The 26,636-nt window shown below is 61.1% G+C and carries 28 protein-coding genes, 2 tRNA genes and 1 pseudogene; 16 read left to right on the top strand and 15 right to left on the bottom strand.

Annotated elements, in window-relative coordinates; genetic code table 11:
* Positions 1-16: 16 nt before the first annotated feature.
* On the top strand, positions 17-1,165 hold the full coding sequence (locus V1273_RS22140) for a CapA family protein (protein WP_334410862.1): 1,149 nt from the start codon (positions 17-19) through the stop codon (positions 1,163-1,165).
* 266 nt (positions 1,166-1,431) lie between these two features.
* On the opposite strand, the gene V1273_RS22135 is transcribed toward V1273_RS22140, so the two are convergent.
* The gene (locus V1273_RS22135; protein WP_334410861.1) at positions 1,432-2,505 is read right to left on the bottom strand and encodes a class I SAM-dependent methyltransferase; all 1,074 of its coding nucleotides are present in this window, start codon (positions 2,503-2,505) and stop codon (positions 1,432-1,434) included.
* Positions 2,506-2,656: 151 nt separating this feature from the next.
* Between V1273_RS22135 and V1273_RS22130 the strand changes: the two genes are divergently transcribed.
* From V1273_RS22130 to V1273_RS22115, 4 genes are all read left to right on the top strand, one after another.
* The gene (locus V1273_RS22130) at positions 2,657-3,634 is read left to right on the top strand and encodes an AraC family transcriptional regulator (protein WP_334410859.1); all 978 of its coding nucleotides are present in this window, start codon (positions 2,657-2,659) and stop codon (positions 3,632-3,634) included.
* Between the two features lie 331 nt (positions 3,635-3,965).
* A complete protein-coding gene (locus tag V1273_RS22125; RefSeq protein WP_334363416.1) occupies positions 3,966-4,478 on the top strand; it encodes an Mpo1 family 2-hydroxy fatty acid dioxygenase in 513 nt (170 codons plus the stop codon).
* Between the two features lie 33 nt (positions 4,479-4,511).
* The gene (locus tag V1273_RS22120) at positions 4,512-5,564 is read left to right on the top strand and encodes an NAD-dependent epimerase/dehydratase family protein (RefSeq protein ID WP_334410857.1); all 1,053 of its coding nucleotides are present in this window, start codon (positions 4,512-4,514) and stop codon (positions 5,562-5,564) included.
* A 13-nt stretch (positions 5,565-5,577) separates the two neighbouring features.
* On the top strand, positions 5,578-6,204 hold the full coding sequence (locus V1273_RS22115) for a methyltransferase family protein (RefSeq protein ID WP_334410856.1): 627 nt from the start codon (positions 5,578-5,580) through the stop codon (positions 6,202-6,204).
* A 13-nt stretch (positions 6,205-6,217) separates the two neighbouring features.
* Here the strand turns inward: V1273_RS22115 and V1273_RS22110 are convergent, their stop codons facing one another.
* Complete coding sequence (locus tag V1273_RS22110; protein WP_334410855.1) at positions 6,218-7,174, bottom strand: alpha/beta fold hydrolase; 957 nt, start codon at positions 7,172-7,174, stop codon at positions 6,218-6,220.
* Positions 7,175-7,321: 147 nt separating this feature from the next.
* A complete protein-coding gene (locus V1273_RS22105; RefSeq protein WP_334363413.1) occupies positions 7,322-8,071 on the bottom strand; it encodes a hypothetical protein in 750 nt (249 codons plus the stop codon).
* Positions 8,072-8,436: 365 nt separating this feature from the next.
* Here V1273_RS22105 and V1273_RS22100 point away from each other — a divergent pair, with 365 nt between their 5' ends.
* Positions 8,437-8,661, top strand: coding sequence for a hypothetical protein (locus tag V1273_RS22100; protein WP_334363412.1), 225 nt, complete (start codon positions 8,437-8,439; stop codon positions 8,659-8,661).
* 62 nt (positions 8,662-8,723) lie between these two features.
* On the opposite strand, the gene V1273_RS22095 is transcribed toward V1273_RS22100, so the two are convergent.
* The 3 genes from V1273_RS22095 to V1273_RS22085 all read right to left on the bottom strand — a co-directional run bounded on the left by V1273_RS22095 (position 8,724) and on the right by V1273_RS22085 (position 10,438).
* Positions 8,724-8,999, bottom strand: coding sequence for a hypothetical protein (locus V1273_RS22095; RefSeq protein ID WP_334363411.1), 276 nt, complete (start codon positions 8,997-8,999; stop codon positions 8,724-8,726).
* A gap of 155 nt (positions 9,000-9,154) precedes the next feature.
* Complete coding sequence (locus tag V1273_RS22090; RefSeq protein WP_334363410.1) at positions 9,155-9,367, bottom strand: hypothetical protein; 213 nt, start codon at positions 9,365-9,367, stop codon at positions 9,155-9,157.
* 120 nt (positions 9,368-9,487) lie between these two features.
* Complete coding sequence (locus tag V1273_RS22085; protein WP_334410854.1) at positions 9,488-10,438, bottom strand: Bug family tripartite tricarboxylate transporter substrate binding protein; 951 nt, start codon at positions 10,436-10,438, stop codon at positions 9,488-9,490.
* A 216-nt stretch (positions 10,439-10,654) separates the two neighbouring features.
* Between V1273_RS22085 and V1273_RS22080 the strand changes: the two genes are divergently transcribed.
* On the top strand, positions 10,655-11,848 hold the full coding sequence (locus V1273_RS22080; RefSeq protein WP_334410853.1) for an alpha/beta fold hydrolase: 1,194 nt from the start codon (positions 10,655-10,657) through the stop codon (positions 11,846-11,848).
* 121 nt (positions 11,849-11,969) lie between these two features.
* Here the strand turns inward: V1273_RS22080 and V1273_RS22075 are convergent, their stop codons facing one another.
* On the bottom strand, positions 11,970-13,610 hold the full coding sequence (locus V1273_RS22075; protein ID WP_334410851.1) for an alkaline phosphatase family protein: 1,641 nt from the start codon (positions 13,608-13,610) through the stop codon (positions 11,970-11,972).
* Positions 13,611-13,868: 258 nt separating this feature from the next.
* Between V1273_RS22075 and V1273_RS22070 the strand changes: the two genes are divergently transcribed.
* Together V1273_RS22070 and V1273_RS22065 are read left to right on the top strand one after the other, a co-directional pair.
* Positions 13,869-14,315, top strand: coding sequence for a hypothetical protein (locus tag V1273_RS22070; protein WP_334363405.1), 447 nt, complete (start codon positions 13,869-13,871; stop codon positions 14,313-14,315).
* Between the two features lie 32 nt (positions 14,316-14,347).
* Positions 14,348-14,722, top strand: a complete 375-nt coding sequence (locus tag V1273_RS22065) for a hypothetical protein (protein WP_334363404.1) — start codon at positions 14,348-14,350, stop codon at positions 14,720-14,722.
* A gap of 56 nt (positions 14,723-14,778) precedes the next feature.
* On the opposite strand, the gene rlmB is transcribed toward V1273_RS22065, so the two are convergent.
* Positions 14,779-15,606: a 23S rRNA (guanosine(2251)-2'-O)-methyltransferase RlmB gene (rlmB, locus tag V1273_RS22060; RefSeq protein WP_334363403.1), complete on the bottom strand. Its 828-nt coding sequence runs from the start codon at positions 15,604-15,606 to the stop codon at positions 14,779-14,781.
* Positions 15,607-15,812: 206 nt separating this feature from the next.
* Between rlmB and V1273_RS22055 the strand changes: the two genes are divergently transcribed.
* Positions 15,813-15,898: transfer RNA gene (locus tag V1273_RS22055), tRNA-Tyr, on the top strand.
* A gap of 78 nt (positions 15,899-15,976) precedes the next feature.
* Here the strand turns inward: V1273_RS22055 and V1273_RS22050 are convergent.
* Positions 15,977-16,711 carry a Crp/Fnr family transcriptional regulator gene (locus V1273_RS22050; RefSeq protein ID WP_334410849.1) on the bottom strand — a complete coding sequence of 245 codons (735 nt, stop codon included), beginning with the start codon at positions 16,709-16,711 and terminating at the stop codon, positions 15,977-15,979.
* Between the two features lie 206 nt (positions 16,712-16,917).
* Entirely contained in the window at positions 16,918-17,307 is a 390-nt protein-coding gene (locus V1273_RS22045) for a YciI family protein (protein ID WP_334410848.1), read from the bottom strand.
* Positions 17,308-17,679: 372 nt separating this feature from the next.
* On the opposite strand from V1273_RS22045, the gene V1273_RS22040 reads away from it, so the two are divergent.
* From V1273_RS22040 to V1273_RS22030, 3 genes are all read left to right on the top strand, one after another.
* A tRNA-Gly gene (locus V1273_RS22040) sits at positions 17,680-17,753 on the top strand.
* Positions 17,754-17,902: 149 nt separating this feature from the next.
* A complete protein-coding gene (locus tag V1273_RS22035) occupies positions 17,903-18,277 on the top strand; it encodes a YbaN family protein (RefSeq protein WP_334363399.1) in 375 nt (124 codons plus the stop codon).
* A gap of 318 nt (positions 18,278-18,595) precedes the next feature.
* Entirely contained in the window at positions 18,596-20,968 is a 2,373-nt protein-coding gene (locus V1273_RS22030) for an ABC transporter substrate-binding protein (RefSeq protein ID WP_334410847.1), read from the top strand.
* A gap of 100 nt (positions 20,969-21,068) precedes the next feature.
* Here V1273_RS22030 and V1273_RS22025 read toward each other — a convergent pair whose 3' ends face one another.
* A complete protein-coding gene (locus tag V1273_RS22025; RefSeq protein WP_334363396.1) occupies positions 21,069-21,452 on the bottom strand; it encodes a type II toxin-antitoxin system VapC family toxin in 384 nt (127 codons plus the stop codon).
* On the bottom strand, positions 21,449-21,706 hold the full coding sequence (locus V1273_RS22020) for a type II toxin-antitoxin system Phd/YefM family antitoxin (protein ID WP_334363395.1): 258 nt from the start codon (positions 21,704-21,706) through the stop codon (positions 21,449-21,451). The genes V1273_RS22025 and V1273_RS22020 overlap by 4 nt, the downstream gene beginning before the upstream one ends.
* Before the next feature lie 234 nt (positions 21,707-21,940).
* Here V1273_RS22020 and V1273_RS22015 point away from each other — a divergent pair, with 234 nt between their 5' ends.
* Together V1273_RS22015 and V1273_RS22010 are read left to right on the top strand one after the other, a co-directional pair.
* Positions 21,941-23,167 (top strand): CaiB/BaiF CoA transferase family protein, encoded by a 1,227-nt coding sequence (locus V1273_RS22015; protein ID WP_334363394.1) that lies wholly within the window; start codon positions 21,941-21,943, stop codon positions 23,165-23,167.
* A gap of 94 nt (positions 23,168-23,261) precedes the next feature.
* Positions 23,262-23,654, top strand: coding sequence for a RidA family protein (locus tag V1273_RS22010; RefSeq protein ID WP_334410846.1), 393 nt, complete (start codon positions 23,262-23,264; stop codon positions 23,652-23,654).
* A gap of 10 nt (positions 23,655-23,664) precedes the next feature.
* Here V1273_RS22010 and V1273_RS22005 read toward each other — a convergent pair whose 3' ends face one another.
* The 3 genes and pseudogenes from V1273_RS22005 to V1273_RS21995 all read right to left on the bottom strand — a co-directional run bounded on the left by V1273_RS22005 (position 23,665) and on the right by V1273_RS21995 (position 25,141).
* A complete protein-coding gene (locus tag V1273_RS22005) occupies positions 23,665-23,991 on the bottom strand; it encodes a hypothetical protein (RefSeq protein ID WP_334410845.1) in 327 nt (108 codons plus the stop codon).
* Positions 23,992-24,231: 240 nt separating this feature from the next.
* Positions 24,232-24,441: pseudogene (locus tag V1273_RS22000) on the bottom strand (IS481 family transposase); the annotation flags it as partial.
* Between the two features lie 7 nt (positions 24,442-24,448).
* The gene (locus V1273_RS21995; RefSeq protein ID WP_334410844.1) at positions 24,449-25,141 is read right to left on the bottom strand and encodes a TetR/AcrR family transcriptional regulator; all 693 of its coding nucleotides are present in this window, start codon (positions 25,139-25,141) and stop codon (positions 24,449-24,451) included.
* A gap of 207 nt (positions 25,142-25,348) precedes the next feature.
* Between V1273_RS21995 and V1273_RS21990 the strand changes: the two genes are divergently transcribed.
* A complete protein-coding gene (locus V1273_RS21990; RefSeq protein ID WP_334363389.1) occupies positions 25,349-26,581 on the top strand; it encodes an acyl-CoA dehydrogenase family protein in 1,233 nt (410 codons plus the stop codon).
* The last annotated feature ends 55 nt before the right edge of the window (positions 26,582-26,636 follow it).

Below are 26,636 nucleotides of genomic sequence, written 5' to 3'. Positions count from 1 at the left end.
CCTGAGCGGTATTTTCATGCTCGAGGAAAGACGTTTGCCGGCTGGGCATCGGAAATTGGTACGGCTCTTTCTCTGCGGAGATGTCATGTGCGGCCGCGGCATCGACCAGGTGCTCGCGCACCCCTGCAGCCCTGAGATTTACGAACATTACGTGCGATCGGCGGAGGGGTACGTGCGGCTCGCCGAGCAGGCGAACGGACCCATTCCGCGGCAGAACGGGCCGTCCTACGTTTGGGGCGCTGCGCTGGACCAGTTGGCGCGCATGCGGCCGGACGCGCGGATCATCAATCTTGAAACGGCAGTGACTCGCAGCAACGACCGCATGAACAAGGGCATCAACTACCGCATGAGCCCGGAGAATGCAGAATGCCTCGCGGCGGCCGAGATCAACTGCTGCGTATTGGCCAACAATCATGTGCTCGATTGGGGCCGCGCCGGCTTGCTGGAGACGCTGACTACTCTGCAAAAACTCAACGTCAAGACAACGGGCGCGGGGCGCAACGATCATGAAGCGCGCGCACCCGCGGTGCTGAACCTTGGCAAAGCGCGGCTCTTGATCTTTTCGTTTGGATCGACATCGAGCGGCATCCCGCTCGAATGGGCTGCGACGTCAGACACTCCGGGCGTCAACTTGCTGCCGGAACTCTCCGAGGCGAGTGCGTCAGAGGTCGCCGAACAGGTCATGGCGCTCAGGAAGCCCGGCGATCTCGTCGTCGTTTCAATCCATTGGGGATCCAATTGGGGATATCACATTCCGCACGAGCAGAGAATTCTGGCCCGGGCCCTCATCGACAAGGCAGGCGTGTCGATCGTTCACGGGCATTCTTCGCATCATCCGCGAGCGATCGAAATTTATCGAGACCGCCTCATTCTCTATGGCTGCGGTGATTTCCTGAACGACTATGAAGGCATCAGTGGTTACGAGCGCTACCGTGATGACCTTGCCTTGATGTATTTCGCCGACCTGGATCCGACCAGCGGAAGCCTCCATGCGCTCAAGCTGTTTCCCCTGCAGATCAAGAACTTTCGTCTCTCCATTCCGGCGCGGCAGGACATCGAATGGATCCAGCAGACACTGGATGGGAGATGTCAGCAGTTCGGAACAAGGATCATCCCTGATTCCGAACGGCAGCTTGTCGTTATCGGGCCTCGGGCAGGGACCTAACGCTAGATGCAGTAGATATCGCGGGCTGCGTCCCGGCCCGATGCTTCGTGCGTCGATGACGGACAGCGCGCTCTACCGCGGCGAGGAAAGAGGCTATCCAATGATCGAGGATCCAGCCGGCCTGGCCAAGTCCTTGCTGGTCAAGTCCTCCCTGGCCGAGTCCTCGATTGCCTTGTTTTGCTTGTAACGTCTGCGTCATGATTAGGCACCTTTGCCACCGGAGAGCAGTGCTCCCGGTGGCGTAAGAAACGACAGCGCGGTCAGTCTTATCGCCGCGCTTCGAGCACGATGTTGAAGGGTGTCTCGGCTGCGATCCGGACACGGCTAAATCCGGCTTCGCGCAGAACCGCTTCCAACCGTTTTGGTCCTGCCTGCCCACCGAGGGCGAGCCCGACCTCCTGCGCCAGGGAAACCGGCGTGCAGATCATGGTGGAGCCGGCATAGTAGAGGCGGCCGACCGGATTGATATTGTCCTCCAGCCGGTCTCCTGCTAGCGGCTCCACGGCCATGAACGTGCCGTCGGGAGCGAGAGCCTGCAGAATGCGGCTCGCCGCGCCGATGGGATCACCCAGGTCGTGCAGCGCGTCGAAACAACAGATCAGGTCGAAATTGCCGCCTACAAAATTCTTGGCCGTGGCGACATCAAATTCCGTCCTGGCTGCTACGCCGTCGCGTTTCGCGGCGTCGCGGGCGCCGGCGATTGAATCTTCGTGGTTGTCGATCCCGAAAAATCTGGACCGTTCGAATGCTTTCGCCATCAGGATGGTTGAGATGCCATGGCCGCAGCCGATATCCGCGACCCGCGCACCGCGGCCGAGTTTTTCGACCACGCCGTCCAATGCGGGAAGCCATTCCTGCACCAGATGGGCCTTGTAGCTCACGCCGAAGAAGCGTGACATTCCGCTGAACAGGCAATTGCATCGCTCGTGATAGCCGGCGGCGCCGCCGTTGCGGAAAGCCTTGCTCACCTTGGGCTGGTCAACCATCACCGCCTGGCAAACCTCGAACGAGCCCAGCATGTAGACCGGGCTGTCAGGATTGCCGAACACCATGGCCTGCTCGGGATTCATGGAGAAGCGCTTGGTCGTAACGTCATAGTCCAGATAGCCGGCGGCGGCGTGGGCGCTGAGCCATTCGCGCACAAGGCGCTCGACTGTTCTGGTCTGGCGCGCCAGTTCTTCCGGCGTCACCGGTCCCGACGCGGCGAGTGTGCTGTACAGTCCGAGTTCGTCACCAATGCGCACCAGCGGTGCAATCATGGCGGCGCCGAGATCGCCCAATATCCGCGTAACAAATGCTTCCAGCTTCTGCTCGTTTGATTCTCTGACCAAAATGTTCATTGCTGCCTCCTTTGGCGCGATGGGACATAGGTCCTCGCGAGGCTGCGGCAAATGACCAGACTGCCGGATGGCTTGACTGAGCGTCTGAATCCTTCCTATTTTTGCTGTTCGTCCGAGAAGCGTGCCCGAGCGTCCGATTGGAGCTGCGACTATGGGGGCGGATGCCCTGTCCGATGTGTTGCGCGCCGTACGACTTTGCAGTGCGATGTTCTTCCATCTTGACGTTCGCGCACCATGGGTGGCCGCGGCGCCGGCATCGTCCGCCTGCGCTTCAGCCGTGTTGCCGGGGGCGCAGCATGTCATCGAATATCACGTCGTTGTCGATGGTTGCTGCTGGGCCGGGCTGATCGATGAGCCATCCGTGCGGCTCGACGCGGGCGATATCATCGCATTTCCGCAAGGCGCTGCGCATGTGCTTTCCAGTGCGCCCGGCATGCAGGCGATCCCTGACCTGAGTTACTATCATCGGCCGACCGCCGACCAGCTTCCCCACAAGCTCCGCCTCGGCGACAGCGGACCTGCCGACGCGCGCATCCTGTGCGGATTTCTTGGCTGCGACGCGCGCCCTTTCAATCCACTCTTGGAGTCCCTGCCTGCCGTCCTTCATCTGCGCGGAAGTTCATATCGGGAGAATTCGGGACTTGGTTATCTGATCAATGCCGCGCGGGTTGAATCGGAGGGGCGCCGGACCGGCGGGGAGGGCGTGCTGGCCCGGCTGGGCGAACTGCTCTTTGTCGAGGCGATCAGATGCCATATCGAAGCGCTTGGCCCCGAACAGACCGGTTGGTTTGCCGGCTTGGCCGATCGACACGTCGGTCAAGCGCTGAATCTCTTGCATGGCAAGCCAGCGGCGGATTGGACATTGGATGATCTCGCGAAGGCCGTGGGGCTGTCGCGATCGACATTCGCGCAGCGGTTCACCCACCTGATCGGACAACCGCCGATGCAGTATCTGACGCGCTGGCGCATGCAACTCGCTGCCGGTCTGCTGGCGTCTGGAAGCGATCCGATCGCCCGCGTGGCGGAGGCGGTTGGCTACGATTCCGAAGCCGCCTTCAATCGTGCGTTTCGCAGAACGGTAGGGACGCCACCGGCCGCCTGGCGGCAGACGCAGATGTCGCCGGAGTAGGCGCGCTGGCGCTTAGCGTCTTGGGGTAAAGGGCTCACGAAACGATTGTGACAGGTTGGCCGAACGGCAACACTTGCCGGAAAATTATCGCTGCGCGCAGCGGTTCCCGAGACCCCGTACGACGCTAATCGTCTGAACTACTGTATGATTTGTCAACATTGGCAGCGGGCTTGAGGGAGTGTCAAACGTGCCGCGTCCGCGTTTTGACTTGATGATGATTTCCTAGTTTAACTACTGTCTCTGATGGAAGTTGGGGCATCGAAGCAGGTGGGCTGGGTTTTTGGTTGACCCGTCTGGCCGCGTTTGCCGATAGCAGGGGGATAAGCACCGCATGAATTCGTATTTTCGGCGGCAGCTCGCTGATTACGTCGAGTATCATCGCGACCCCTGGAACTGCGCAATGCATGTACTCGGCATCGTGTTCCTGTTCCTGGCCGCCATCCTTCCGCTCAGCTTGTGGTCCATCACCGTGTTCGGGTTCCAAACCAGCGCGGCGACCATCGCTGTCATACCGGTGCTCGTCTATTGGTTCCTGCTCGATTTCGCGCTTGGCGCCGGAATCCTTGGAGCCGCGGTTGTGTTGCTCTCGGCTGCTGGCATGATCGTTGGTCATGCGACGATTGCCGGCATGTGGACACTTACGGCCATCTTGATTGTCGTCGGCGTCGCATCGCAGATTATTGGGCACCGCGTGTTCGAGCGGCAGCAGCCGGCGCTGGTCGACAATCCGACTCACCTGTTGCTGGGCCCAATGTTTGTCATGGCAAAACTGTTTATCTCGCTGGGCTTTCGGCGCGATCTCGCCATCATCATCCAAGTGCATCCGCAAAGCGCTGCATCTTGATCTCAAATAGTTCAGCTTGAGTTCATTGGCAGCATGACGCGCATACTGGTCACAGGCGGCAGCGGATTCATCGGAAAGCACCTGGTCTCGGCGCTGATCGCGCGAGGTCGGCAGGTGAGGGTGCTCGATCTTCAGCCGCCCCCTCGCGCGTTGCCGCAGGTTCAGTATGTCAGGGGATCGGTGCTTGATCGGGACCTGGTTGACCGCGCGATGGACGGGGTCGACGAGGTCTACCACCTGGCTGGCTTGCCGGGGATGTGGCTGCCGCGGAAGGCCGATTTTCACACCGTCAACTTCGGCGGCACCGAGATCGTCATTGAGACGGCGCGCAAGCGCGGCATAGAGCGCTTCCTGCACTGCTCGACGGAATCCATTCTGTTCCGTGCCTCGCCATCGGCGGTTCCTGTCGCTGACGATGCGCTCCTGCCGGACGACATGCCGGGTCCATATACGCGCTCGAAAATGCTCGCCGACCGGTTCGCTATGCAGGCGGCCGCATCCGGATACCCGGTGGTTATCGGCTGTCCCACCATGCCCGTCGGGCCTTATGACCACAACGTTACCCCGCCGACGGCGATGCTCCGGTATTTTCTCAACCGGCGTCTTCAATTGCACCTTGATTTTGTCGTGAACCTCGTCGATGTGCGCGACGCCGCCGAAGGGCTGATCTTCGCCATGGAGCGCGGACAGGCTGGACATCGCTACGTTCTCGGTGGCGAAAGCATGCCGCTAAGACGGGTTCTCGAACTCATGTCTGATATCAGCGGCCGTCGCATCCGCTGCATTCAAGTGAACGGCAAGGTCGCCGAAATGGTCACTGCAACGCTGGAGTTCATCGCCGATCACGTGACGCGCCGGCCTCCGTCCGGTACGGCCGAAGGCGTTCGTATCGCATTGCGGGCGGGGGCATTGTCGATCGAAAAAGCGCAACGAGAGCTGGGCTATGCGCCGGGTCCCGTCGAACCCGTTTTGCGTGAGGCCATTGCGCATCTGCTTGATGCCGGCAACAATCAACCTGAATGGGACTCAATGCCGAGCACTCGTTACACGTCGAGCGCCTGTTCGGCGGTTGATCCAATCGCTTAAGATGGTCCGCGACATGCCCAACGATCCTGGTCAATGGCTGGCTTTCGCCTTGAGTGGCTGGACCACTACCTGGCCCACACAGTTGCTCGCCATCATCTGGATTTTGTGGGTCATGAGCTGGGTTTTGGCGTCGTTCTGGTCCGGTCAAACGAAGAAACACGTGATGACCTGGGAGTCGCTCAAATACCGCTCCCCCATTCTCGTAGGGGCCATTCTTTTCTTGCCGTTGACGGGCAAGGTCCTGGGGGAAAAGCCGCTCTGGCAGTTTGGCAACCTGGGCATCTATGTGCTCGCGTGCCTTGTCCTTGCGGGGATCTCATTCACATGGTGGGGGAGAATTCATCTCGGACGATTCTGGTCGAACGCGATCACGCACAAGGAAGGTCATCAGGTCATCGACACCGGCCCCTACGGGCTGGTGCGCCACCCGATCTATACGGGGCTTATCGCCGGGATGCTGGTGACGGGTATAGCGGTCGGAACAGTTTCCGCGATGCTGGGGGCGGCGCTGATCTCGCTCGGGATGGGGTTGAAGGCCCGCATGGAGGAGGGCTTCCTCACGGCGGAACTCGGTGCGGATGCCTATGGATCGTATTGCCGTCGCGTTCCGATGCTGATTCCGTTCCTGCCGCGCACCTGACGTCGCTCTGCCATTACCGTTTCCGTCGCGTCGCCGCTGGTGTCGCGACGGGTGACGCCGCGGATGTCGCGACAGGTGGAGCAAGACGGCGCGGAACCAGGACGCGCTGGCCAACTGACAGCGGTGCACTGTCGGAATGCTGATTGGCCTGGGTAAGTGACCACAGCGGTACATGGTTCAGTGCCGCTAGCCTCTGCAAGGTATCGCCCGAACGGGCGAGTTGCTGCGTGCCGCTGTCCCAAAGCTCCAGCGGGGCATCAGGAGGAACGACGTAGCGCAGCGGCACTGCCTCTCCCTTGGCCGGTGTAGCCGCAAGTTGCGCAATTGCTGTCACCACTTGCTCGTGGATGGAATCCATCTTGTCGATGTTGATGTGGGTGACTTCCCCGTGCTGCTTCAAATCGAAGCTTGCGTAGTGACCCTGGTAACCCTGCTCCGCCACCACATCGCCGCCGCCCAGTATACTGTCGGACAGGAAAATGTTGATGTAACGCTCGACGTTCAGCGGCACTTTCGGGCTTGCTTGAGCCGGATCAATGGTGACCACCAGGCTTACCTGTATGTTTTCAGACTTCAGTATCCCGGCGAACGTCAAGGCGCACAGTCCGCCCATCGAATGACCGATAAGCACGATCGGCGCAGGATCGTCCCGGAAATCGCGGATCGCCTGATCCGCAATCAGCCGGCAAATCGTGAATTCATAGACGTCAGCCCGGATACCGGCTTGCTGGAGACGATTGGTCAGGCGGTCCATCCCGCGCGAGAAGATCGGGCCGAGCGCGCCGCGGAACAGGTAGACGCGCGCCTGCGGCTGGGCCGCGGCTGGCGGCGTGTCGGGAGCGACGGTTGCGACAGCATTGGTCGTGCGTGCGACCGGATCGGCGACCGCCAGATTGCAAACGGCCGCCAAGATGCAGACGGAAAGGGCTGCACGGATCACCACGGCTGCAACCAGCGTCGGACTTTTCATGTACATTCCGCTCGCGATTTAGGCGTAGAAGTGACGAACCTTGAATGCCGGCGGGCCACGCCACCCGGCGCTTCTAGCGGGTGATCTATCGTCGAGGAATTGGCAGAATTTGCGGCGCTCGTCGCTGCGGCGACGGCATTCGAACTACTAACGTACCGCCGCGGTGCTTGCCGTGCCAGGTCTCGCCGTGCTTGCCGCTTCAGGCTGCCGCGGCCTCTGCGCCGCCGAAGCTGGTACAGATCGGCCGAAGACGACCGCGTCGATCTCGCTTATCACCTTTTGCTGCATGATCAGGTTCTTTTCGATGGACATGTGCCCGACGCCAGGCACGTTCTGCACGTTCACATTCTCGAGCTTGCCCTGGAATTGTCCGGTTTTCTGAACCGGCGTGCCGGCGCCGTTGGCGATGTAGAAGTTTACATAGCGTCCCACGCGTCCCGAGAGGCTGGTGCGAAACACCGAATCCAGGCCGATGGCGAGCTTAACGGGAGCGCCAAGCTGATCCAGCTTGGCGACCATGTCGGGAAGCGCGGTCGCCCCCGAGGAATGCCCGACCAGAATGATCGTCTTGATCCTGCCACTCTTGTATCCGGCGGCGGCTTCGTCGGCGAGCGACGACCAAGAGGCAAAGTTCGCGACAGTGACCGGGATGCCCTGCGCCCGCAGCTTTACCGCAATGTCATCGAGCCCCAGAGAAAAGATATTGAGCACGCCGCGGAGCAGATAGACATGAGCAGTCGAGGCCGCCGACGCGGAACTCCGTGCCTGTGTGGGGCTTGCGCCGATCGCCAGGAGCAGCAAGACCGCGATAGCTATCGCGTGCAGTCGACGCAACGATGCCAGACAGAGAAAGGATGACCAGCCGACAGTTCCGATATCGCCGCGATATGGCTTCATTGCGCTCCTCGAAGGGCTGCGAAGTGCTTTGCCGGCGACCGTAGCGCCCGCGTGCTCGGAACTGCAATAAACGTGGCGTGAGCGGCCGCAATTTACCAACCCGACGTGTCTCCGCCGCAACACTAGTTTCCAACCCCTCAATGGTTTGCGCTAGCAGCCCGGAGCAGAATCACGATTGCGACGGTCCGACCACTCAGGTCTCGGACCAGCAGGTGCCGCGTCGAGTGGTGTGCACGCGATGGTGCGGTCGCGGTACCGAAGCGCAACAGACGACTACAATCAGATGTCAAAGGCAGAAATTGAAATGAGGGAACCCACCAGACTCAGTTAGATTCCGTGCAGCTTGAATTTGGCAGGGGGCACTGATGCCATACTTCAACTTTGATCTCGTCATAGGCGCGGAGTTCAAAAACCAGGGCGGCATGTATCTCGAAAACACAGAAAACGCGATCGATAAGGCCGAAAGCCTCGCGAGCGAGCTTTGCATCGTTCGCCCCGAGCTGCGTTCCACCGGATGTGCTGTGCGTGTCACCGATGGAGACTGTAACGAGCTCTACCGTACTCCGGTCGACCTTGTCGGCCGTGGATGAAATCGTCCCGTGGCGCACGATGCGTCGTAGGCGCTCGAGGCCGAATTGGTCTGAAGTGTAGACTACTGCAAGGGCAGTAGTTGAGTTGGTGGCGATTTGTTACCGAGGGGGCAGCTCGTTCGTTCCTTGGCGGACGGGCTCTCGGTTGTAGATTCGTTGGAATGGTTCGGATCAGATGCCGATGACTCGGTCGTGCTCGTAAACTCGGCCAGGTCGGCATTCGATGACGATTCCACGTAACTAACAACGGCGAACGTAAGGGCGAACAGGGTGAAAAGCCCGACCACCACTATGGTGCCCATTCCCCGCCAATCGATTTGGCTGTTGAATAATGGCATGGCTCGTCTCCCGAAGCCGGGTTTGCGACGGCCTTAGATCAACTCGCGGTTCTCGAATGTGAGCTGCCTCACGCCTCACGCTGACTTGATGCCGAGACAGAACGCCAGACGTCTTTTGCCTGGGCTAATCCGTCGTGCAATGCGCATCACTGGTCTTATGGCTTGATCCCGATCTTCTCCCTGATCGCACCAAGCTCGGCCTCGTCCCAGATGCCGATCAGCACGCCGTTCTTTACCTGCAGTTGCTGGTTGGCATAGGCAGCGATCTTTGCGTTTGGCGTTGTGACGTGCATCTTTTGATGCAGCGTCCAATCGAATAGCTCTAACTGCAGCCGCGCCACGATGCCCGGTCGGGAAAGGATGACCACCGGTCAAATCTGGTGTCGCCGCGATATGGCTTCATTGCTCTCCTCGAAGGGCGGCGGCGGTGCCGGCGACAGGTTCCGTGATCGGCCGCAATCTAATCGAGCAGCTTTATACCCGCTTCTCTAATCAGCTTCGCCCATTTCGGAATCTCCGTCAATAACGGCAGCGAATTCCGCCGGTGAGTTGCCAATCGGCTCGATTCCAAGGTCATCGAATCGCTTGCGCATCTCCGGCATCGCGAGAATCCTCACGGTTTCGCGGTGCAGCTTTTCGACAATCGCCGGTGAAGTTCTGGCAGGCGCCATCAAGCCAAACCATACTGTTAAATCGAAGCTCGGGAAGCCTGATTCCGCCATGGTCGGGAGATCGGGTGCGCCGGCATGGCGCTCCAACGACGTCACGGCGAGCGCCCTGACTTTCCCTTCGCGCGCGAGGGGAAACGCGCCGGTAGGAGGAACAAACGCCATGCTGAGCCGTCCAGCGACCAGCTCCTGCGAAAAGACAGCACCGCGATACGGCACGTGCAGGATGTCGACTTTCGCCATCGATTTCAGCAGTTCCCCGGCGAGGTGCAGCGTTGAGCCAAATCCTGCGGACCCATAGGTGAGTGCGCCCGGCTGCGCGCGTGCGAGTGCCACAAGCTCTTGCACATTCTTCGCCGGCACGTCGTTGTTGACGATGAGGATGTTTGCGTAAGCACACACCTGAGAGATCGGCACAAGGTCCCGGACCGGATCGAACGGCATCTTCTCATACAGGCTGGGGTTGATGACGATCGCCGGGTTGGCCGCGAGCAGCAGCGTATGGCCGTCCGGCTCAGCCCTTGCGACGCGCTCCCCGGCAATATTGCCGTTGGCGCCGACCGTGTTCTCGATCACGACTGGCTTGCCCCATGCCTGGAAAAGCTTATCGCCGAGCAAGCGCGCAACAATATCCGGAGATGTGCCCGGGCCGAAACCGACGACAATTCGAACCGTGTGGGCGGGATAATCCAGCGCCAGTGCAGCTGGCCCTCCTGTGACGGCCATGATCAGAGTGGCAAGAACCAACACCAATCGACGCAGCAATTTCATGGCTGCCTCCGGTTATCCGTGTGCTCGCGCGGTATCATTGTACGCCTACGCGTTTGGCGCTTTTTGCGAGGCGTCCGAAGCAATCCCAAGTGGCGCGCCCGCGCACCGGCCGACGCTGCCACGTCGGACATGCGGCGTAACGAGCGCGCGACGAAATTCCGCCGAAATATCGGTGAAGGTGGTAAGATTCATTTTGAAGGTCGCGGTGGAGGTAGGATGCATTCCAACTCCTCCAAGGTGCTCTGCTTCAGCGGTTATGCCCTCGACCTGCAGCGCTGTGCGGTCGTGCGTGGCGGGCGGGAGCTTCAACTGCGGCCGAAATCCTTCGATGTACTACGCTATCTCGCTGAGCACGCCGGCAGGCTCGTCTCCAAGGAAGAGCTGATCAAGGCAAACTGGCCCAACGTGTTCGTATCCGATGACTGTCTCGTGCAGTGCATCAGGGACATCCGCGAAGCGCTGTCCGACGATGCCCATGAGATCGTCAAGACCGTCCCGCGCCGGGGCTACCTGTTCGCGGCCGAGTTATCCGGCGAGGAACTGGACAAGCGAGCTCCAGCCATCGGTTCACGCGGTCAGGAGCTTACATTCTGCCGAACCCAGGACGGCGTCAACATTGCCGTTGCATGTGTAGGCCAGGGCATGCCGCTTGTGTGCATTCCCACCTGGGCCTCCCACCTGGAGTACGACTGGCAGAGTCCCATCCGCGGACCGCTTTGGCGCTCCCTCGTCAACCGCGTCCGGCTCGTTCGTTATGATGGTCGAGGTTTTGGGCTTTCCGATCGCGACATCACCGACATTTCCTTCACAACGTTCGAGCGCGACCTGGATGCAGTTGTGGATGCTTTGCATCTGCATCGTTACGCCATCTTGGGTATATCGCAGGGAGCCGCGATCGCGATCGCCCACGCTGCCCGCTATCCCAAACGTGTGTCGAAACTGATCCTTCACGGCGGCTTTGCGCTGGGCCGCAACAAACGTGCCCCTCCGAACGAGGCCGAAATCGCGAAGGCGTGGATTGCCATCATGCGACAGGGTTGGGGCGACGACAACTCTGCCCTGCTAAGGATATTCAGCTCTGTCTTTCTTCCCGGCGCTTCGGCCGAGCAGATCAGGTGGTACGCAAACCTTCTGCGCCTCTCGACATCAGTTGAAAACGCGACCATGAACCGATACGCCGTTGACGATATCGACATTCTCGATCTATTGCCGAAGGCATCTGCCCCAACCCTGGTCCTTCACTGTCGTAACGACAACGCGGCGCCGTTTAACGAGGGGCGCCGCATCGCCACGTCCATCCCGAACGCCAAATTCGTGATCTTGGACTCAGAGAACCACATCCCCATACCAGGTGAGCCCGCCTGGTCAAAGTTCATCGGCGAGATTGAGACGTTCTTGACAGGCGTCTGACGCTCGCGTTTCGACCGATCCGCGCGTCCGCATTTGGGTCAAAGCCGCGTCTCGCCCGTGTCGGTTTTATTTTCAAATTTCTCGTCGTTCGGACTCTGCGGCCGATGATCGCTCTTGAAATTCAACTGCGGATAATCCCGATCTTCTCTCTGATGGCGCCAAGTTCGGCCTCGTCCCAGATGCCGATCAAAACGCCGTTCCTGACCTGCAACTGTTGGGCTGCATAGGCGGCGATCTTCGTGCTCGGCGTGGTGATGTGCATCTTCGGGTGCAGCGCCCAATCGAATAGCTCCGCTTGCAGCCGCGCCACGATGTCGGCGCAGGCCGGGTCGGCGCCGCGATCGCAAAATTCCTGCGGATCGGTTTCGAGGTCGTAGAGCATCGGGCGGAAGCCGGACGCGTGAATGTATTTCCAGCGGCCGTCGAACACCATGAACAGCCGGCAGCGCTCGATCGGCTGGTTCAGCATCACGCGGACGTCCTGCATGGCGTAATCGTATTCGGAGAACACCACCTTGCGCCAATCGGCAGGCGGCGCGCCGTGCAGCAGCGGCACCAGCGAGCGTCCTTCCAGGATATGATCCGGCGGCGTGGCGCCGAAATAGTCGATGAAGGTCGGCGCCAGGTCGATCGCCTCGACCAGCGCTTCGCTGACCGTGCCACGCGTGGCATCGGCGGCAGGCGAGGGGTCGATCACGATCAGCGGGATTTTCGCCGATTGCTCGTGGAACAGGTCCTTCTCGCCCATCCAGTGATCGCCGAGATAGTCGCCATGGTCCGACGTGAATACGATCATGGTGGTGTCGAGCAGGCCGCGGGTTTCGAGGAACTGCATCAACACGCCCATCTGATCGTCGATCTGCTTGATCAGGCCCATATAGGTCGGAATGACTTTTGCGCGCGCCTCGTTGCGCGACATGTTGCGCGAATAGCGCATGTCCATATAGGCGGCGAACACCGGATGTGCGTTGGCGCGTTCCTCCTGCGAACGGATCACCGGCTGCACGTCCTGCGGCCCGTACATGCTGGCGTAGGGCTCCGGCGCGATATAGGGCCAGTGCGGCTTGATGTAGGACAAATGCAAGCACCAGGGCCGGCCGTCGTCCTCGGCTTCCGCGATGAACTCCATCGCGCGCCGCGTCATGTAGGGTGTCTCGGAGTGCTCGTCGGGCACGCGGGCAGCCTTGTCGGCGTGAACCAATAGCCAGCCGTTCTGCAGGCTACCGTCCTCGGCCGCGCCGGAATTGGCCCAGTGCTCCCACGGATTGGGCGCGTCGTAGCCATGCTGGCGCAGATAATTGTCGTAGGCCGGCCGCGGCCGTCCCGTCGGATGCAGGCCGTCGTCGCGCTCATAGGGCTCGAACCCGCATTCCGACACATGCACGCCGATGATCGAGTCGGCGGGGATGCCGAGGCTCTTCAGCCCTTCGAGATCGGGCGCCATGTGCGTCTTGCCGACCAGCACGTTGCGGACGCCGATCTTCTTTAAGTGATCGCCGAGCGTCGGTTCGCCGACGCGCAGCGGCCAGCCGTTCCAGTGCGAGCCGTGCGAGCGCATGTAGCGGCCGGTATAGAACGACATCCGCGACGGGCCGCAGATCGGCGACTGCACATAGGCGTTGGAGAACAATACGCCGCGTTTGGCCATCGCGTCGATGTTCGGCGTCTTCAGCACAGGGTGCCCGGTACAGCCGAGATAATCGTAGCGAAGCTGGTCGCACATGATCCAGAGCACGTTCTTTGCAGGCGTTTTGGTCGTCATTTCAGGCATTTCGGCTGGCGTTGGGAGGGGGCTGGATGGTGCGATATGTCAGCGCAAATGACAATCGAGCGGGCGGCCAAACCACCGGGTCGGCCTTCCGATCCTGGAGGCGTTAACGTTTGGATAGCGGCATTTCTCGCAATTGAATGACGATCCATGGTTGCGCGTTAGCCTTACCGGCAATTTGGCCGAAGGCCTTAACCCCTGAACCGGCATGTTGGATTAAATTGGGACGTTAGAAAAACCGGATCCCAAGCGATGCGCATTGGCGTCACACTGGCACTTTTCATCGCGACGAATTCGACCGCCTTTGCCGGCGGCGGCTTCGAGATCGTGATTCCGGGCCGTCCCGGCGTTCCCGTCATCATTAACGGCGTCGATGCATCCTATGCGGTGGTCGAGGGTGACTGGGGCCTCGGCAAGGGCACCCATGTCGAGCCGACTGTCTACGGCGGCCGCTATGTCGATCCGGTCCCGCGCGTCGGTCATTATTATCCGAGCGCCGGCCGCATGCCCGGTTACGGGCGCCTGGAAATCGAGCCGCCGGCGAATCGAAGGTTGCCGCAACCGGCCGAGAGCTACCATCAGTCCTGGTCGGCGCAGTCGGCGCCGTTGCCGGCGCAGTCCAACGTGCCCGTCGATCCGCCCGAAATCATCTACGCACCGCGCGATGATAGGCGATGGCCGCATCACCTTCCACGTTAAGAAGACCAAGCAAATACGAACAGGAGAGAGTAATGCGTCAGATACTTAAAGGATTAGTGGCGGCAGTGGCCGTCATGGCTGCAGCACCAGCGATGGCCTGCGGTTACGCCCCGTGCGCAGCACCGGTCTACGTCGCCCCGGCCGTGACCTACGGCTATGCCGGCTGCAGCCCCTGCGGCGGCTGGGTCCGCGAGCGTCTGCCCGATCCAGAGCAGCAGTATTATTATGTCAACCAGGGCCCGACCTATACTGGTCCGGGCAATTTCGCGCCTTATCCGGTCTATCGCGAAGGCGCGATCTCCGGTTACGGCTATGGCTACAACCGTTCGTACGGCTATCATCGGAACGGTTACCGTTACACGGGGCGTTACTACCACGGTCGGCCCGTACTGCGCCGCTATTACTGATCCAGCGGTAGTTTGAAAGCTTCAGCGCCCGTTCGCTTTCCGCGAGCGGGCGTTGTTCATTTCATCAGGCCCAATCTGCTCGCGCCGATATAGAGCGCCAGCACCGCGGCGTTCGAAACATTCAGGCTCTTGATCTCGCCGGGCATGTCGAGCCGGGCCACCGCGCGGCAGGTTTCGCGGGTCAGTTGCCGCAGGCCCTTGCCCTCGGCGCCCAGCACCAGCGCCAGCGGTTGCTGCAAGGGCACGGCGGCGAGGTCCTCGGTCCCCTCGCTGTCCAGCCCGACCGTCAAGAAGCCGCGGTCGTTCAGTTCGGTGAGCGCGCGGGCGAGATTTTGCACGGTGACCAGCGGTACCAGCTCCAGCGCGCCGGAGGCGGATTTCGCCAGCACGCCGGTTGCTTCCGGGCTGTGGCGGGCGGTGGTGACGATCGCTTTCACCGCAAAGGCCGCCGCCGAGCGCATGATGGCGCCGACATTGTGCGGATCGGTGATCTGGTCGAGCACCAGCACGATGCCGTCCTGCGGCAGCGTGTCGATATCGGGCGAGGGCAGGGGATCGGCCTCGGCCAACAGCCCCTGGTGCACGGCGTCCGGCCCGAGCCGCTGGTCGATCGCGTTCGGCCGGACGATTTCCGGGGCAACGCGGGTATCGATATTTTCCTCTGCCAGCCGCCGGGCGGCGTTTTCGGTCAGGAACAGCTTTCGGATCCGCCGTTCCGGGTTGGCTAGCGCAGCCGAGACCGTGTGCCAGCCATAGAGAATCGCCGGCCCGTCGGAGCTTGTTTCCCGGTCGCGCCGGCCCGGCGGACGGGCGAATTTCCGCCCTTTTTCGAAGGGTTTGCCGCCGCCGCGGCGGAACGGCGGTTTTCGGTCGCGATCGCTCATGGGGAGCTTGTGTCACGGGGGCCCGAATATGGCAATTTGGCCTGGTCGAACCTATTTTTGGTGGTCCGCGTTGGTTGACTTTGCCATCCCGCTTCGCCCATAAACGCGCCGGTCGCAGCCGGTTCGAAACGGGCTTTCGGCCTCAGCGTCATCCTTGGGTCCGGTCCTCCGCCACTCGGGCGGTCGGTTCGGTGACGCTGTCGGACGGGGAAGTGTCCCGAGTGGCAAAGGGAGCTGACTGTAAATCAGCCGCCGTATGGCTTCGAAGGTTCGAGTCCTTCCTTCCCCACCATCCTGCTTCGCGCCAAGGCGCTTCGCAGGATTGCAGCCTAGCTGACCGCGATTCCGCCAGCATGCCAGGCCCCGAAATTCAAGGACAGGCGCTGTGTCGGGCCGGAAGCGCCTCTCGTTCGGTGTCATCGAACTCCGCAGCATACAGCTCTCGAACAGTTCGGTGGCACTCGCACGCGCGGCGCTGCAGGAGATCCATATTCAGGATGCTTAGCTTGCCCCTGCTGTACGCGATCAGCCCCTCTTTTTGCAGTTGGCTGGCAACGCCGGTGACGCTGGTTCGCCTCACCCCCATCATCTGCGCCAAAAATTCCTGCGTCACCGGCAGTTCGGTGCCCACCAGATCGCACATCCTGACTAGCCATTTACACGTCCGCTGTTCGACGCTGTGAATCGCGTTGCAGGCAGCCGTCTGCTGCACCTGGCCGAGGAGGAATTGTTCGTACGTGATGAGCAGTGCGAGCAGGTCAGGGGAAGACAGGGCAACCGCTTTGAGGTGCTCCGCATCCACGACGCTTACAAGGCCGGATACCTGGACCACGACTTTATGCAGGGACGCCTTGCTATCGATCGCTTGTGCAGCCCCGAAAGCACCATCGTTTCCGATCATGGCGCTTTCGATCGCCCAACCATCTTCCAGCTCAACAACGCAGGAAAGTATGCCGCCGTGCGGGAAGTACACCTGATTGACGCGCGCGCGGCTCTCCGCAACGACCTTGCCGCGTTGCATTTCGACAATGCGAAGATGCGGCCGGAGGTCTTCGAGATCGACAGGGCTTGCTCGGGACAGAATACGATTGGCTGAATGAGGCATCGTATCTCCTTTCCTTTGCAGGCGGGAGCACAACACTCTCAGTCACCAACGCCTACGAGCACTGGTTGTGTCGGTGATGCATTCAATGTGGGGGTCGGTGGCCCCGATAGCGAGTCAATAATGCTTGTTTTCGAGGTCCGCTGCGGTGCGGTATGGCAGTGCCTCCGGGCATCCGCAGCCTCATCGCCGGCGAGGAGCGTCAGCCTCTAACCGGGTTCGCTCGAGGTTTCCGGCAACGCTTCGCCGGGAAGATAGAGCCTGATCGGGCGGATTTCGTAGACGGCGGACGGATTGGCGCGCCGCAGGTCGCGGGCAATCGCGATCGCTTCCTCCTCGTTGGCGCAATTCAACACGTACAGACCCAATAGCTGCTCCTTGGTCTCGGCAAATGGCCCGTCGATGACCATTCCCGCGCCCGGTCCGCGCAAGGTGCGGGCTTCCGCCGTGCCGCCCAGCCGCGCCGCAGGCCCGAGCACCTTCTTCGCGTTGAGCCGCTCATGCACGGCCAGCAGTTCGCTCATCAGGGCCGCGTCCTCCTCCGCCGTCCAGGATGTGACTTCGGCTTCGACGTGATAGGCCAGCATGGCGTAGAGCATCGCTTTCTCCTTTATGGCGGCCCGGACTGGCTGCCTTTCGAGGACGTTTAAGAAATAGGACGTTTAAGAAATAAAAAGGCGCGGCGGGACAACTCCCGTCGCGCCCCAACTGTTGTGCTCGCTGGTCCAGGGCTGAGAGCGCCCCGATGCCAGGCCAAAAGACAAGCCTAGCGGGCGATCCCAGCGAGGTGACAGCGCTTGGTATAAGACACTGGATCACCTCCTTTCGTTGTTGATGGAAATCCGAATATAAGCGGCGAATCTGCCCCTGTTAAGGGGTGCGGACCTGGTCGAAAGGTCCGCACAGGACATGCGGACAGGGTCGGCGGGGCGGTTGAGGCCGCCTGCGCGTCGTGTTAGGTCAACGCCAGCGCGGGTGTAGCTCAATGGTAGAGCAGCAGCCTTCCAAGCTGAATACGAGGGTTCGATTCCCTTCACCCGCTCCAGCCTTCGCTCGCAAAGCGAGGGAAGGCTGCCGCGCCGAAGCCCAGCGGGCGAAGGCGGGCTCGTGGCCGCGAGCTACGGCTAGGCAAGCCGTGGCATGAACGGGAAGCGAGCGGTCTTTGTTTGACGGGAAGGACAGGCGGCAGGTCTGATGCGCATCATCTACTTCAGCCTCGGTTGGGTGATGGTTGCGCTCGGCGTGATCGGCCTGGTGATGCCGCTGATGCCGGGCACGGTTTTCCTGATCGTTGCAGTGGCGTGTTTTGCGCGCTCGTCGCCGCGGTTCGAGGCATGGCTGCTGGACCATCCGACATTTGGCAAACCGCTGCGGGATTGGCGCGCCGCCGGAGCCATCCCACGGTCGGCCAAGGCCATGGCTTGCGCGGGAATGACGATCGGGTTTCTCGTGTTCTGGTACAGCGTCGAGCCGTCATTGCCGCTTGCCGTAGCTGTGGCGGTCATGTTCCTTGCTTGTGCCGTCTATGTCGTTTCGCGGCCGGCGATGGCCGATGGGAACGGCATCTAGCGGGTTCGATTCCGTTCACCGCTCCGTCGGTCAAAATTTAATCAAAATTGTCCCTGACAGCGTGTCCGCAAGTTGATGCGCCGCAGGCATTTGTGGCTTACACGGACACGCGCTGATTGCGCGTGTGGCGAGTTGGCGGCAATTCCGTGCATTTCTTGGGCGAAAATACGCGCTCAGTAACCATGCCTTACGGAACGCCTGGACTCGCCACAAAATCAATCCGATTGAGACACAATGTCGGCGAGTAGGGTTGAAACGGTGCCCGCTCGCATCACGCGATTATTATTTTGCAGAGTATGGGCTCACAGGGGGACTGTAATGGGAGCTACGATCGGCATCACTCGCTGGCGAATGGAACAATTGTCCTGGGCTTCGGCCCGCGACGCCATGCGCCGGTTCAACATCATCCCTCGGCGCAACGCGGCAGCGGCGCTGGTGTTGGCCGCGATGGCCGGCTCGATGATGAGCGATCAGGCGTACGCGGCTCCTCCGGGCAGCAATGAAATCCGGATTGGCAACACCGCTCCCTATACCGGTCCGGCTTCCGCCTACGGCGTCATCGCCAAGGTCATCTCGGCCTATCTGGACAAGGTCAACGCCGAGGGTGGCATCAATGGCCGCAAGGTCAATATGATCACCTATGACGACGCCTATGACCCCAACAAAACCATGGAGATGACCCGCAAGCTCGTCGAGGAGGACCAGGTTCTCTTCACCTTGGGGACCATCGGTACGAACACCAACGCGGCGATCCAGCCCTATCTGAACTCAAAAAAAGTCCCGCAGCTTTATGCCTTGTCGGGCGCAGCAGCCTGGGACCAGCCGCGCGAATTTCCCTGGACCATGGGCTTCCTGCCGACCTACACGGCTGAAGCGCAAATTTTTGCGCAGTATATCCTGGAGAACCATCCCCGCAGCCGGATCGCCGTCCTCTACCAGGAGGATGGCATGGGCAAGGAGTACTTGAAAGGCCTGAAGGACGGTCTGGGCGGCAAGGTCGCAATCGTTGCCGAGGCTCCCTACAAGGTCACCGATACCAATATCGATGCGCAGATGGCCAAGCTGAAGGCGTCCAATGCCGACGTCTTCATTGAATTCACCACGCCGAAATTCGCCATCATGGCGATCCGGCGAAGCGTCGAACTCGGCTGGCGGCCGAACCATTTCGTGGCGTCCATCGCCAATTCGTACTCGGCGGTGATTCAGCCGGCGGGCCCGCAAAATGCGGAAGGCCTGTTGTCGGCGGCATACAGGCTGGAGGGCGAAGACGCGGCGGCGGCCGGTGACGTGGCGTTCCGCGAGTGGAGCGCCTTCATGCAGCGCTATGTTCCGAGCGTGAGCAAGACCAACGGCCAGGCCGTCCTTGGCTATCTGGTCAGCAGGACTCTGGTCGAGGTGCTGAAGAACTGCGGCGACGATCTCTCACGCGAAAACATCATGAAGCAGGCTCGCGCGATCAAGGGTATCCAGCTTCCCATGATGGTGCAGGGCATCCTGATCAACACCAGCCCCTCGGATCATGCGCCGATCGAGCAGATGCGGATGATGCGCTTTACCAATGGCAATTGGCAGCACTTCGGCCCGGTGCGAAGCGGCATCGATCCGGGCGCCGTCTCTGATTCGTTCAAGACGATCTTCAAGTACGGCACCGCCACCAAGCGCGATCTGGCCAACCAGCTCAACGCCAATACCGTGAGCCTGATGACGGGCTCGTTCGGCTCCACCTATGCTCAGGTGGGCGCCGATCTCGCCTCGGTGCTCGACAATGGCACGGCGCTGCGGATCCTGCCGGTCATGGGCCGCGGATCGGTGCAGGCGGTGGCGGACATTTTGCTGCTGCGGGGCGTCGACGCCGGCATCGTGCGCAAGGACACGCTGGCCTATCTCGACCGCAAGGACTTCGCCAAGGACATCCGCAACCAGTTCGTCTACGTCGCCAAGATGTTCAACGAGGAAATGCACGTCCTCGCGCCGAGGACGATCACCAACATGCGGGAACTCGACGGCAAGACCGTGGTGGTCGATTTGCCCGACAGTTCGACCTTCGTGACCGCGATCAACGTATTCGAGCGGCTCGGGATCAGGCCGCATCTGATCTACCAGGAGCCACGACTGGCGGTGGACATGCTGCGCAAGGGTGAGGTCGACGCGATCGTTGCGATCGAAGGCAAGCCGTTGCAATGGCTGAACCAGGTCAACGATCGCAACCTGCATCTGGTCCCGGTCGACTACGCCAAGACGCTGCAGGAGGAATATCTGCCTTCCAAGCTTTCTTCGGCGGACTACCCAGGCCTTGTGCCGGATGGCGGCTACGTCGAGACGGTTGCGGCAGAAGCGGTGCTGGCGTCGTATAACTGGGCGCCGAACAGCGATCGCTACCGCCGCCTGTCGCTGCTGGTGGACACGATGTTCGACAAGGTCGCGCAGTTGCAGCGTCCGCCGTTCCATCCGAAGTGGAGGGAAATGGCGCCGCGGGCGACGGTGTCCGGCTGGACCCGCTTCAAGGCGGCGCAGGAATGGCTCGACCGCAACATGCCTCCGGGCGCGGCCGTATCGGCAGCATCGGGTGCCGTGCCGGCGCCGGTTGCCGCGCCAGCCGCCGCCGCATTCTCCCCGCAGGAGCGCGATCCCCTGTACCGCGAATTCCTGGAATGGCGCGCCAGCCGCGCCAAGGCCGGCGCGAACAGGTAGTCAGGCGATCGGCAATAACGATTGGACAATCGCAGCGGGCGGCTCCTTCCACAGGGCCGCCCGTTTCGCTGCTAGCGGTGGGTGACTGGAATGGTCCGGTTCATAGAACACCTTTGATGTCCGTTTTCGCGAAATCGCTCCCGACAAAGAGCAGGGGACAGCGATGCTGTTTCGCGACCTCATAGGAGAAGCAGTCGCCGAGGTTGAGTCCGGCGGCGTGAATGCCTTTTCCCCATCGTGCATAGGCCTGCGCGGCCCTTCGTGCCGAGGCCAGCGAAACGGCAATGGTGTTGAGGCCAAGCCCGTCAATCAGGCTTCCCATCTCGTCGCCGACGTTTCGGTGGTCCGCAACGATCAATGCCTCGGCGATGGTTACCGCCGAGATCAATAGCTCGTCTTCTGTTTCCAGCGTGGCGATGCAGGGGTCGGCCTCGGCTTCACCGAGCACGACAGCCATAAGAGCAGACGTATCGACGGCGATCATCCGGGCAGGCCGTCATCGCCGTATAGGAAATCCTGACTCCTGGCGGCGTCGGGCCCGGCCGCGGCCTTTGTCGCGCCGCTGGCGCGCGCGGCTTCAAGCAAGGCGCGACGCGCCTTACGGTCCGGCGCTGCCGCGATCGGAACCAGACGCACGGCCGGCAGGCCATGGCGGGTCAGGATGACTTCGTCGCCGGCTTCGGCGCGTCGCACCAGCTCGGTCAATTGTCCTTTGGCTTCGGAGACGGGGATGCGCATGAGGCGTCTTGTTCGATTATCGATGGCTTGGGAAGAATAGACCAATTAGTGGTCCAATTCAATTGTTGCGTGCGAGAGGGAGCGCAATCGATCGGAGCCCTCGTCGCAGCTCCAGTCAGCGATGGATACCTACATGCCGACAATGCAGGGCTCAGCCGCACAAAATAGTGTATCGGCAAGCATCGCGCCGGATTCTGTTCCCGCGCCACCACGCCAAAAATTCGGAGGACGTTCATGTCGGCTCTGCCACTATCGGGCATCAAAATTCTCGACCTGACGCGGGTGCTCGCTGGTCCCTTGTCGGCGCAGATGCTCGCCGATCTCGGCGCCGAGGTGATCAAGATCGAACGTCCCGGCGGCGGCGACGACGCGCGCGCCTTCGGCCCGCCTTACCTGAAGGATCCCGAGGGCAAGCAGAACAATAACAACTCGTTCTACCTCTGCGCCAACCGCAACAAGAAATCCCTTACCGTCAATATCGCGGCCCCGGAGGGCCAGGAGATCATTCGCGAGCTCGCCAAGAGCTGCGACGTGATGATGGAGAATTACAAGGTCGGCGATCTCAAGCGCTACGGGCTCGATTACGAATCGATCAAGGCGATCAATCCCGGCATCATCTATTGCTCGGTGACCGGCTTCGGCCAGACCGGCCCTTACGCGCCGCGCGCCGGTTACGACGCGATCCTGCAGGCAATGGGCGGCTTGATGAGCGTCACCGGCCATATCGACGGCGAGCCCGGCGCCGGCCCGATGAAGGTCGGCCCCTCGATCGTCGACTACATGACCGGCATGAACTCATCGATCGGCATTCTGGCCGCGCTCTATCACCGCAAGGTCAATGGCGGGGAGGGGCAGCATGTCGACGTCTGCCTGTTCGACACCGTGATCGCCGCGCTGTCGCATTACGCACAGATCTTTCTCGTCAACGGCCAGACCCCGCCGCGGCGCGGCACCTGGGGTAATGGCGGCATGCCGGCCGGCGTGTTCCGATGCACCGATGGGGAATTGATGCTGGTGGTCGGCAATGACGGCCAATTCCAGCGCACCTGCGCCGTGCTCGGCGCGCCCGAACTCGCCACCGATCCGCGCTTCGTCAAGAACAACGACCGCGTCGTCCACGGCAAGGAGATCATGGCGATCTTCGCCGGGCTGTTCCTGAAAAAGCCGGTCGCCTACTGGCTGGAAGAACTGGAGAAGGCCGGCGTGCCCTCGGGCCCTATCAACGATTTCTCGCAGGTGTTTTCCGATCCGCATGTCCGCTCGCGCGGCATGCAGGTCAAGGTCAACCATCCGCTACAGTCCGACCTGTCGCTGATCCGCAATGCCATCACTTTCTCCGGGACGCCGGTGAAGGAATATCGCGCGCCGCCGCTGCTCGGCGCGGATACCAAGGACGTGCTGGCGACGATTGGTTATGACGAGGCAAAGGTGGAAGCGCTGAAGGAGAAGAAGATCGTCTGATCTCGACATCGATACTTCCACCTCAATCGAAGCATGGTGGCATCGGATTGAGCTAACTTGCACCCTCGATCAGGTCTGCTCGAGAGGTGCAACGATGAAACAGGAAGTCATTCGCGTCGAGCCGATCTCGTCCTGGCTTGCAAAGCGGGGCACGCCGGTATCGCCGGTCACGCGCGGCGGCGGCATGGTGTTCGTCTCCGGCCTGCCGCCGTTCGATCCCGATACCGGCGAGCTCTTCGCTGGCCCGATCGAACGCCAGACCGAACTCGTCCTTCAGCAATTGAAGCTGTGCCTGGAGATCGCGGGCACATCGTTGCAAAATGTCATGAAGTGCAACGTCTACTGCACCTCGGTAGCGCATTTCGCCACGGTCAACGCGATCTACGCGCGCTACTTCCCGGAAGATCACCCGGCGCGCATCTTCGTTTGCGTTCCCGAATGGTTCGCACCGTTCGATATCGAGATTGATTGTGTCGCCGTGATGTAGGGCGTTCCAATCAACGCAGGCCCTGCCGGTCGACCAGGATCCGGTGAATCTGGATGAACTCGGGGAGTTCGATCAAGAACTCAGGATCGCGGTCGAGATGGTGCACCCTCGTCGGCTTGCCCTTGGTGAAGGCGGTCATCGACTCGAGGTTCGGCCAATAGGAGATGGTCGTGAACCAGCTCTCATGTTCACGATCCTCCCGGAATAGCTGGACGCCAAGGGCGGTCTTCTCCAGCGGCGGAATTCCTTCGGCTTTGATATAGGCTTCGTAGCTATCCGCAATTTCGGGCCGCGTCCGGCCGCGCCAGATGCGGGCGATAGTTGGCTGGGTTGGCATCGGCATTCCTCTCGGTGATCTTCGCCAGTAGTGAGGCGTCCACTTGCCTCAACGCTACAACTGCCGAGCGAGCCCGAGCGTTCCGAGCCATTCGAGGTGCGCTAGCTTCACCTCGCGCGCATTGGCGTGGGTTGGATATCCCGCACGACCGGAGCTACCGACGGCGAACTGATTCGCCGCCCGCGTAAGTACGTCGCGAGCATGTCGCCTCATATTCCGTTGTCATCGTCCGCGAAGTGTTTAGTCCGGAGACATGGCTGACACCTGTTCGGACACATCACTGACAGGTTGGCCATTGGTCAAGTCGATCGATGCGACTTGCCAGCTGGCAAAGAAGATACCGTTGTTGCCGTCGCGATCGAGCGGTCGAATGGCGAGACGCTCGCCGACAAAGGCTTGCGGAACTCTCCAGAACTGCCCCTTGAAAGAGATATAGCTGCGCGTTGACGAGTCCAACTCACAGGTCTTGCCGGGTCAGTCTCCCGTGCGGCACCACGGGTCGCGCCGCCGCTTTTTTCGCTGGCGCCTCGCCGCCGGTCAGTGCCATCACGGAGACCGAAACGACGCGGTCGATGATGGCATCGACGTCGTTGAGGTCGCATTGTCCTTCCGACAATCTGGACAGCCGTTCTTTTTCCCGGATGGTATGATGCGACATTGCCAGCGCGAAATGCAGTCCCCAATAGAGCTCGGCGTCGTCGCAGCCGGGGAGCGAGCGGCGCATCGCGGCGATGAATTTTCGCAGATGGTCGACCTCGCGGTTCTTGATGCGGCGGATCGGCGGCACCGATTCAATCGAGGCGCGGATCATGAAGCGCGCCGCGGTCGAGCCTTCGCGGTCGGGCCCGAGGCAGCCGCGCAGGGGAGGGCCCACCAGCGCGCGGAAGATGGCGTCGATCGGCGCGCGGCCACCGCCTTTTTCCTCCGCAAGCTTCAACTCGTTGAGCCGCTCGCGGTTGGTGGCGAGGCTGCGGGTGACGAACAGTTCCGCGATCAGTTCGTCCTTGGAACCGAAATGATAATTCACCGCGGCGAGATTGACGTTGGCTTCCGCGACGATGTCGCGCAGCGTCACGTCGCCGAAGCCGCGATCGGCGTAAAGCTTTTCCGCGGCGGCAAGGATGGCAGACCGGGTCCGATCGCTCGACATATCTGGCCCCCGTTTGGGGAGTTGCAATTCAAACAGTTGTATGAAACTATCGTTTGAAGAGGTGGAAATGTCAACAACGTTTGCGAACGTGTCGCATCTCCAGCCGACCGGACTGTCAGGTTCGCAAAACGGCTTGCCGGCCGTGAGTGGCGGGCAGACAGTGCGGCCAAACGCGATTTTCAGAAGCCGAGAGCCGAGGAGCGTCCCATGAATTTCGATATGTCAGACAAGCAAAAGGAATGGCTGAACCGCGTGCGCGCGTTCATGAACACGCATGTCCGCCCCGCGGTGCCGATCTATAAGCAACAGGACGCGCAGGGTGAGCGCTGGAAGGTGATCCCGATCCTGGAAGATCTGAAAAAGAAGGCGCGCGCCGAAGGCCTCTGGAACATGTTCATGCCGCCGTCCTCGCATGAGGACGATGAATTCCGTGGCGCAGGATTGACCAATCTGGAATACGCTCCGCTCTCCGAGGAGATGGGCCGCATCAGTTGGGCGTCCGAAGTCTTCAATTGCTCCGCGCCCGATACCGGCAACATGGAAGTGTTCATGCGCTATGCCACCAAGGAGCAGAAGCGCAAATGGCTGCGTCCGTTGATGGACGGCGAGATCCGCTCCGCCTTCCTGATGACCGAGCCTGCGGTGGCATCCTCGGACGCCACCAACATCGAAACCCGCATCGAGAAGGATGGCGATCATTACGTCATCAACGGCCGCAAATGGTGGTCGTCCGGCGTCGGCGATCCCCGCTGCAAGGTCGCGATCCTGATGGGCAAGACCGACCCGAACGCGGCGCGTCACCAGCAGCAGTCGCAGATTATCGTTCCGCTCGACACGCCCGGCATCAAGGTGGAAAAAATGCTGCCGGTGTTCGGCTTCGACGACGCGCCGCATGGCCACGCCCAGGTGCTGCTGGAGAACGTCCGCGTTCCCAAGGAGAACATCCTGCTCGGCGAGGGCAAGGGCTTTGAGATCGCGCAGGGCCGTCTCGGTCCGGGCCGTATCCATCACTGCATGCGCACCATCGGCAAGGCTGAGGAAGCGCTGGAGAAGATGGTGCGCCGGCTGTCGTCGCGCACCGCATTCGGCAAGAAGATCATCGAGCATTCGGTCTGGGAGCAGCGCATCGCGGAAGCCCGCATCGACATCGAGATGAACCGCTTGCTGTGCCTCAAGGCTGCCGACATGATGGACAAGGTGGGCAACAAGACCGCGCAACTCGAGATCGCCATGATCAAGGTGGCGGCGCCGAACATGGCGTTGAAGATCATCGACAACGCGATCCAGGCGTTCGGCGGCGGCGGCGTCTCCGATGACGCCGGACTGGCGGTGGACTACGCGCATGTGCGCACGCTGCGGCTGGCGGACGGTCCGGACGAGGTGCATAACCGCGCCATTGCCAGACTTGAACTTCGGAAGTATGCAAACGCTACGCACTAACGGGAGGCCATCGATGGCGCTCCCCAAAGTCCAAGAAGAATCCAAGGGAGCGTCA

Source organism: Bradyrhizobium sp. AZCC 1721 (assembly GCF_036924715.1).
Classification (GTDB): domain Bacteria; phylum Pseudomonadota; class Alphaproteobacteria; order Rhizobiales; family Xanthobacteraceae; genus Bradyrhizobium.
Note: the sequence above shows the minus strand (reverse complement) of the source record. Positions and strands in the feature narration are given on the sequence as shown.

Bases quoted from the DNA above. Each gene is read 5' to 3' on its own strand.
- V1273_RS22140 (WP_334410862.1), top strand. From the start codon at position 17: ATGCTCGAGGAAAGACGTTTGCCGGCTGGGCATCGGAAATTGGTACGG.
- V1273_RS22135 (WP_334410861.1), bottom strand. From the start codon at position 2,505: ATGAACATTTTGGTCAGAGAATCAAACGAGCAGAAGCTGGAAGCATTT.
- V1273_RS22130 (WP_334410859.1), top strand. From the start codon at position 2,657: ATGGGGGCGGATGCCCTGTCCGATGTGTTGCGCGCCGTACGACTTTGC.
- V1273_RS22125 (WP_334363416.1), top strand. From the start codon at position 3,966: ATGAATTCGTATTTTCGGCGGCAGCTCGCTGATTACGTCGAGTATCAT.
- V1273_RS22120 (WP_334410857.1), top strand. From the start codon at position 4,512: ATGACGCGCATACTGGTCACAGGCGGCAGCGGATTCATCGGAAAGCAC.
- V1273_RS22115 (WP_334410856.1), top strand. From the start codon at position 5,578: ATGCCCAACGATCCTGGTCAATGGCTGGCTTTCGCCTTGAGTGGCTGG.
- V1273_RS22110 (WP_334410855.1), bottom strand. From the start codon at position 7,174: ATGAAAAGTCCGACGCTGGTTGCAGCCGTGGTGATCCGTGCAGCCCTT.
- V1273_RS22105 (WP_334363413.1), bottom strand. From the start codon at position 8,071: ATGAAGCCATATCGCGGCGATATCGGAACTGTCGGCTGGTCATCCTTT.
- V1273_RS22100 (WP_334363412.1), top strand. From the start codon at position 8,437: ATGCCATACTTCAACTTTGATCTCGTCATAGGCGCGGAGTTCAAAAAC.
- V1273_RS22095 (WP_334363411.1), bottom strand. From the start codon at position 8,999: ATGCCATTATTCAACAGCCAAATCGATTGGCGGGGAATGGGCACCATA.
- V1273_RS22085 (WP_334410854.1), bottom strand. From the start codon at position 10,438: ATGAAATTGCTGCGTCGATTGGTGTTGGTTCTTGCCACTCTGATCATG.
- V1273_RS22080 (WP_334410853.1), top strand. From the start codon at position 10,655: ATGCATTCCAACTCCTCCAAGGTGCTCTGCTTCAGCGGTTATGCCCTC.
- V1273_RS22075 (WP_334410851.1), bottom strand. From the start codon at position 13,610: ATGACGACCAAAACGCCTGCAAAGAACGTGCTCTGGATCATGTGCGAC.
- V1273_RS22070 (WP_334363405.1), top strand. From the start codon at position 13,869: ATGCGCATTGGCGTCACACTGGCACTTTTCATCGCGACGAATTCGACC.
- V1273_RS22065 (WP_334363404.1), top strand. From the start codon at position 14,348: ATGCGTCAGATACTTAAAGGATTAGTGGCGGCAGTGGCCGTCATGGCT.
- rlmB (WP_334363403.1), bottom strand. From the start codon at position 15,606: ATGAGCGATCGCGACCGAAAACCGCCGTTCCGCCGCGGCGGCGGCAAA.
- V1273_RS22050 (WP_334410849.1), bottom strand. From the start codon at position 16,711: ATGCCTCATTCAGCCAATCGTATTCTGTCCCGAGCAAGCCCTGTCGAT.
- V1273_RS22045 (WP_334410848.1), bottom strand. From the start codon at position 17,307: ATGCTCTACGCCATGCTGGCCTATCACGTCGAAGCCGAAGTCACATCC.
- V1273_RS22035 (WP_334363399.1), top strand. From the start codon at position 17,903: ATGCGCATCATCTACTTCAGCCTCGGTTGGGTGATGGTTGCGCTCGGC.
- V1273_RS22030 (WP_334410847.1), top strand. From the start codon at position 18,596: ATGGGAGCTACGATCGGCATCACTCGCTGGCGAATGGAACAATTGTCC.
- V1273_RS22025 (WP_334363396.1), bottom strand. From the start codon at position 21,452: ATGATCGCCGTCGATACGTCTGCTCTTATGGCTGTCGTGCTCGGTGAA.
- V1273_RS22020 (WP_334363395.1), bottom strand. From the start codon at position 21,706: ATGCGCATCCCCGTCTCCGAAGCCAAAGGACAATTGACCGAGCTGGTG.
- V1273_RS22015 (WP_334363394.1), top strand. From the start codon at position 21,941: ATGTCGGCTCTGCCACTATCGGGCATCAAAATTCTCGACCTGACGCGG.
- V1273_RS22010 (WP_334410846.1), top strand. From the start codon at position 23,262: ATGAAACAGGAAGTCATTCGCGTCGAGCCGATCTCGTCCTGGCTTGCA.
- V1273_RS22005 (WP_334410845.1), bottom strand. From the start codon at position 23,991: ATGCCAACCCAGCCAACTATCGCCCGCATCTGGCGCGGCCGGACGCGG.
- V1273_RS21995 (WP_334410844.1), bottom strand. From the start codon at position 25,141: ATGTCGAGCGATCGGACCCGGTCTGCCATCCTTGCCGCCGCGGAAAAG.
- V1273_RS21990 (WP_334363389.1), top strand. From the start codon at position 25,349: ATGAATTTCGATATGTCAGACAAGCAAAAGGAATGGCTGAACCGCGTG.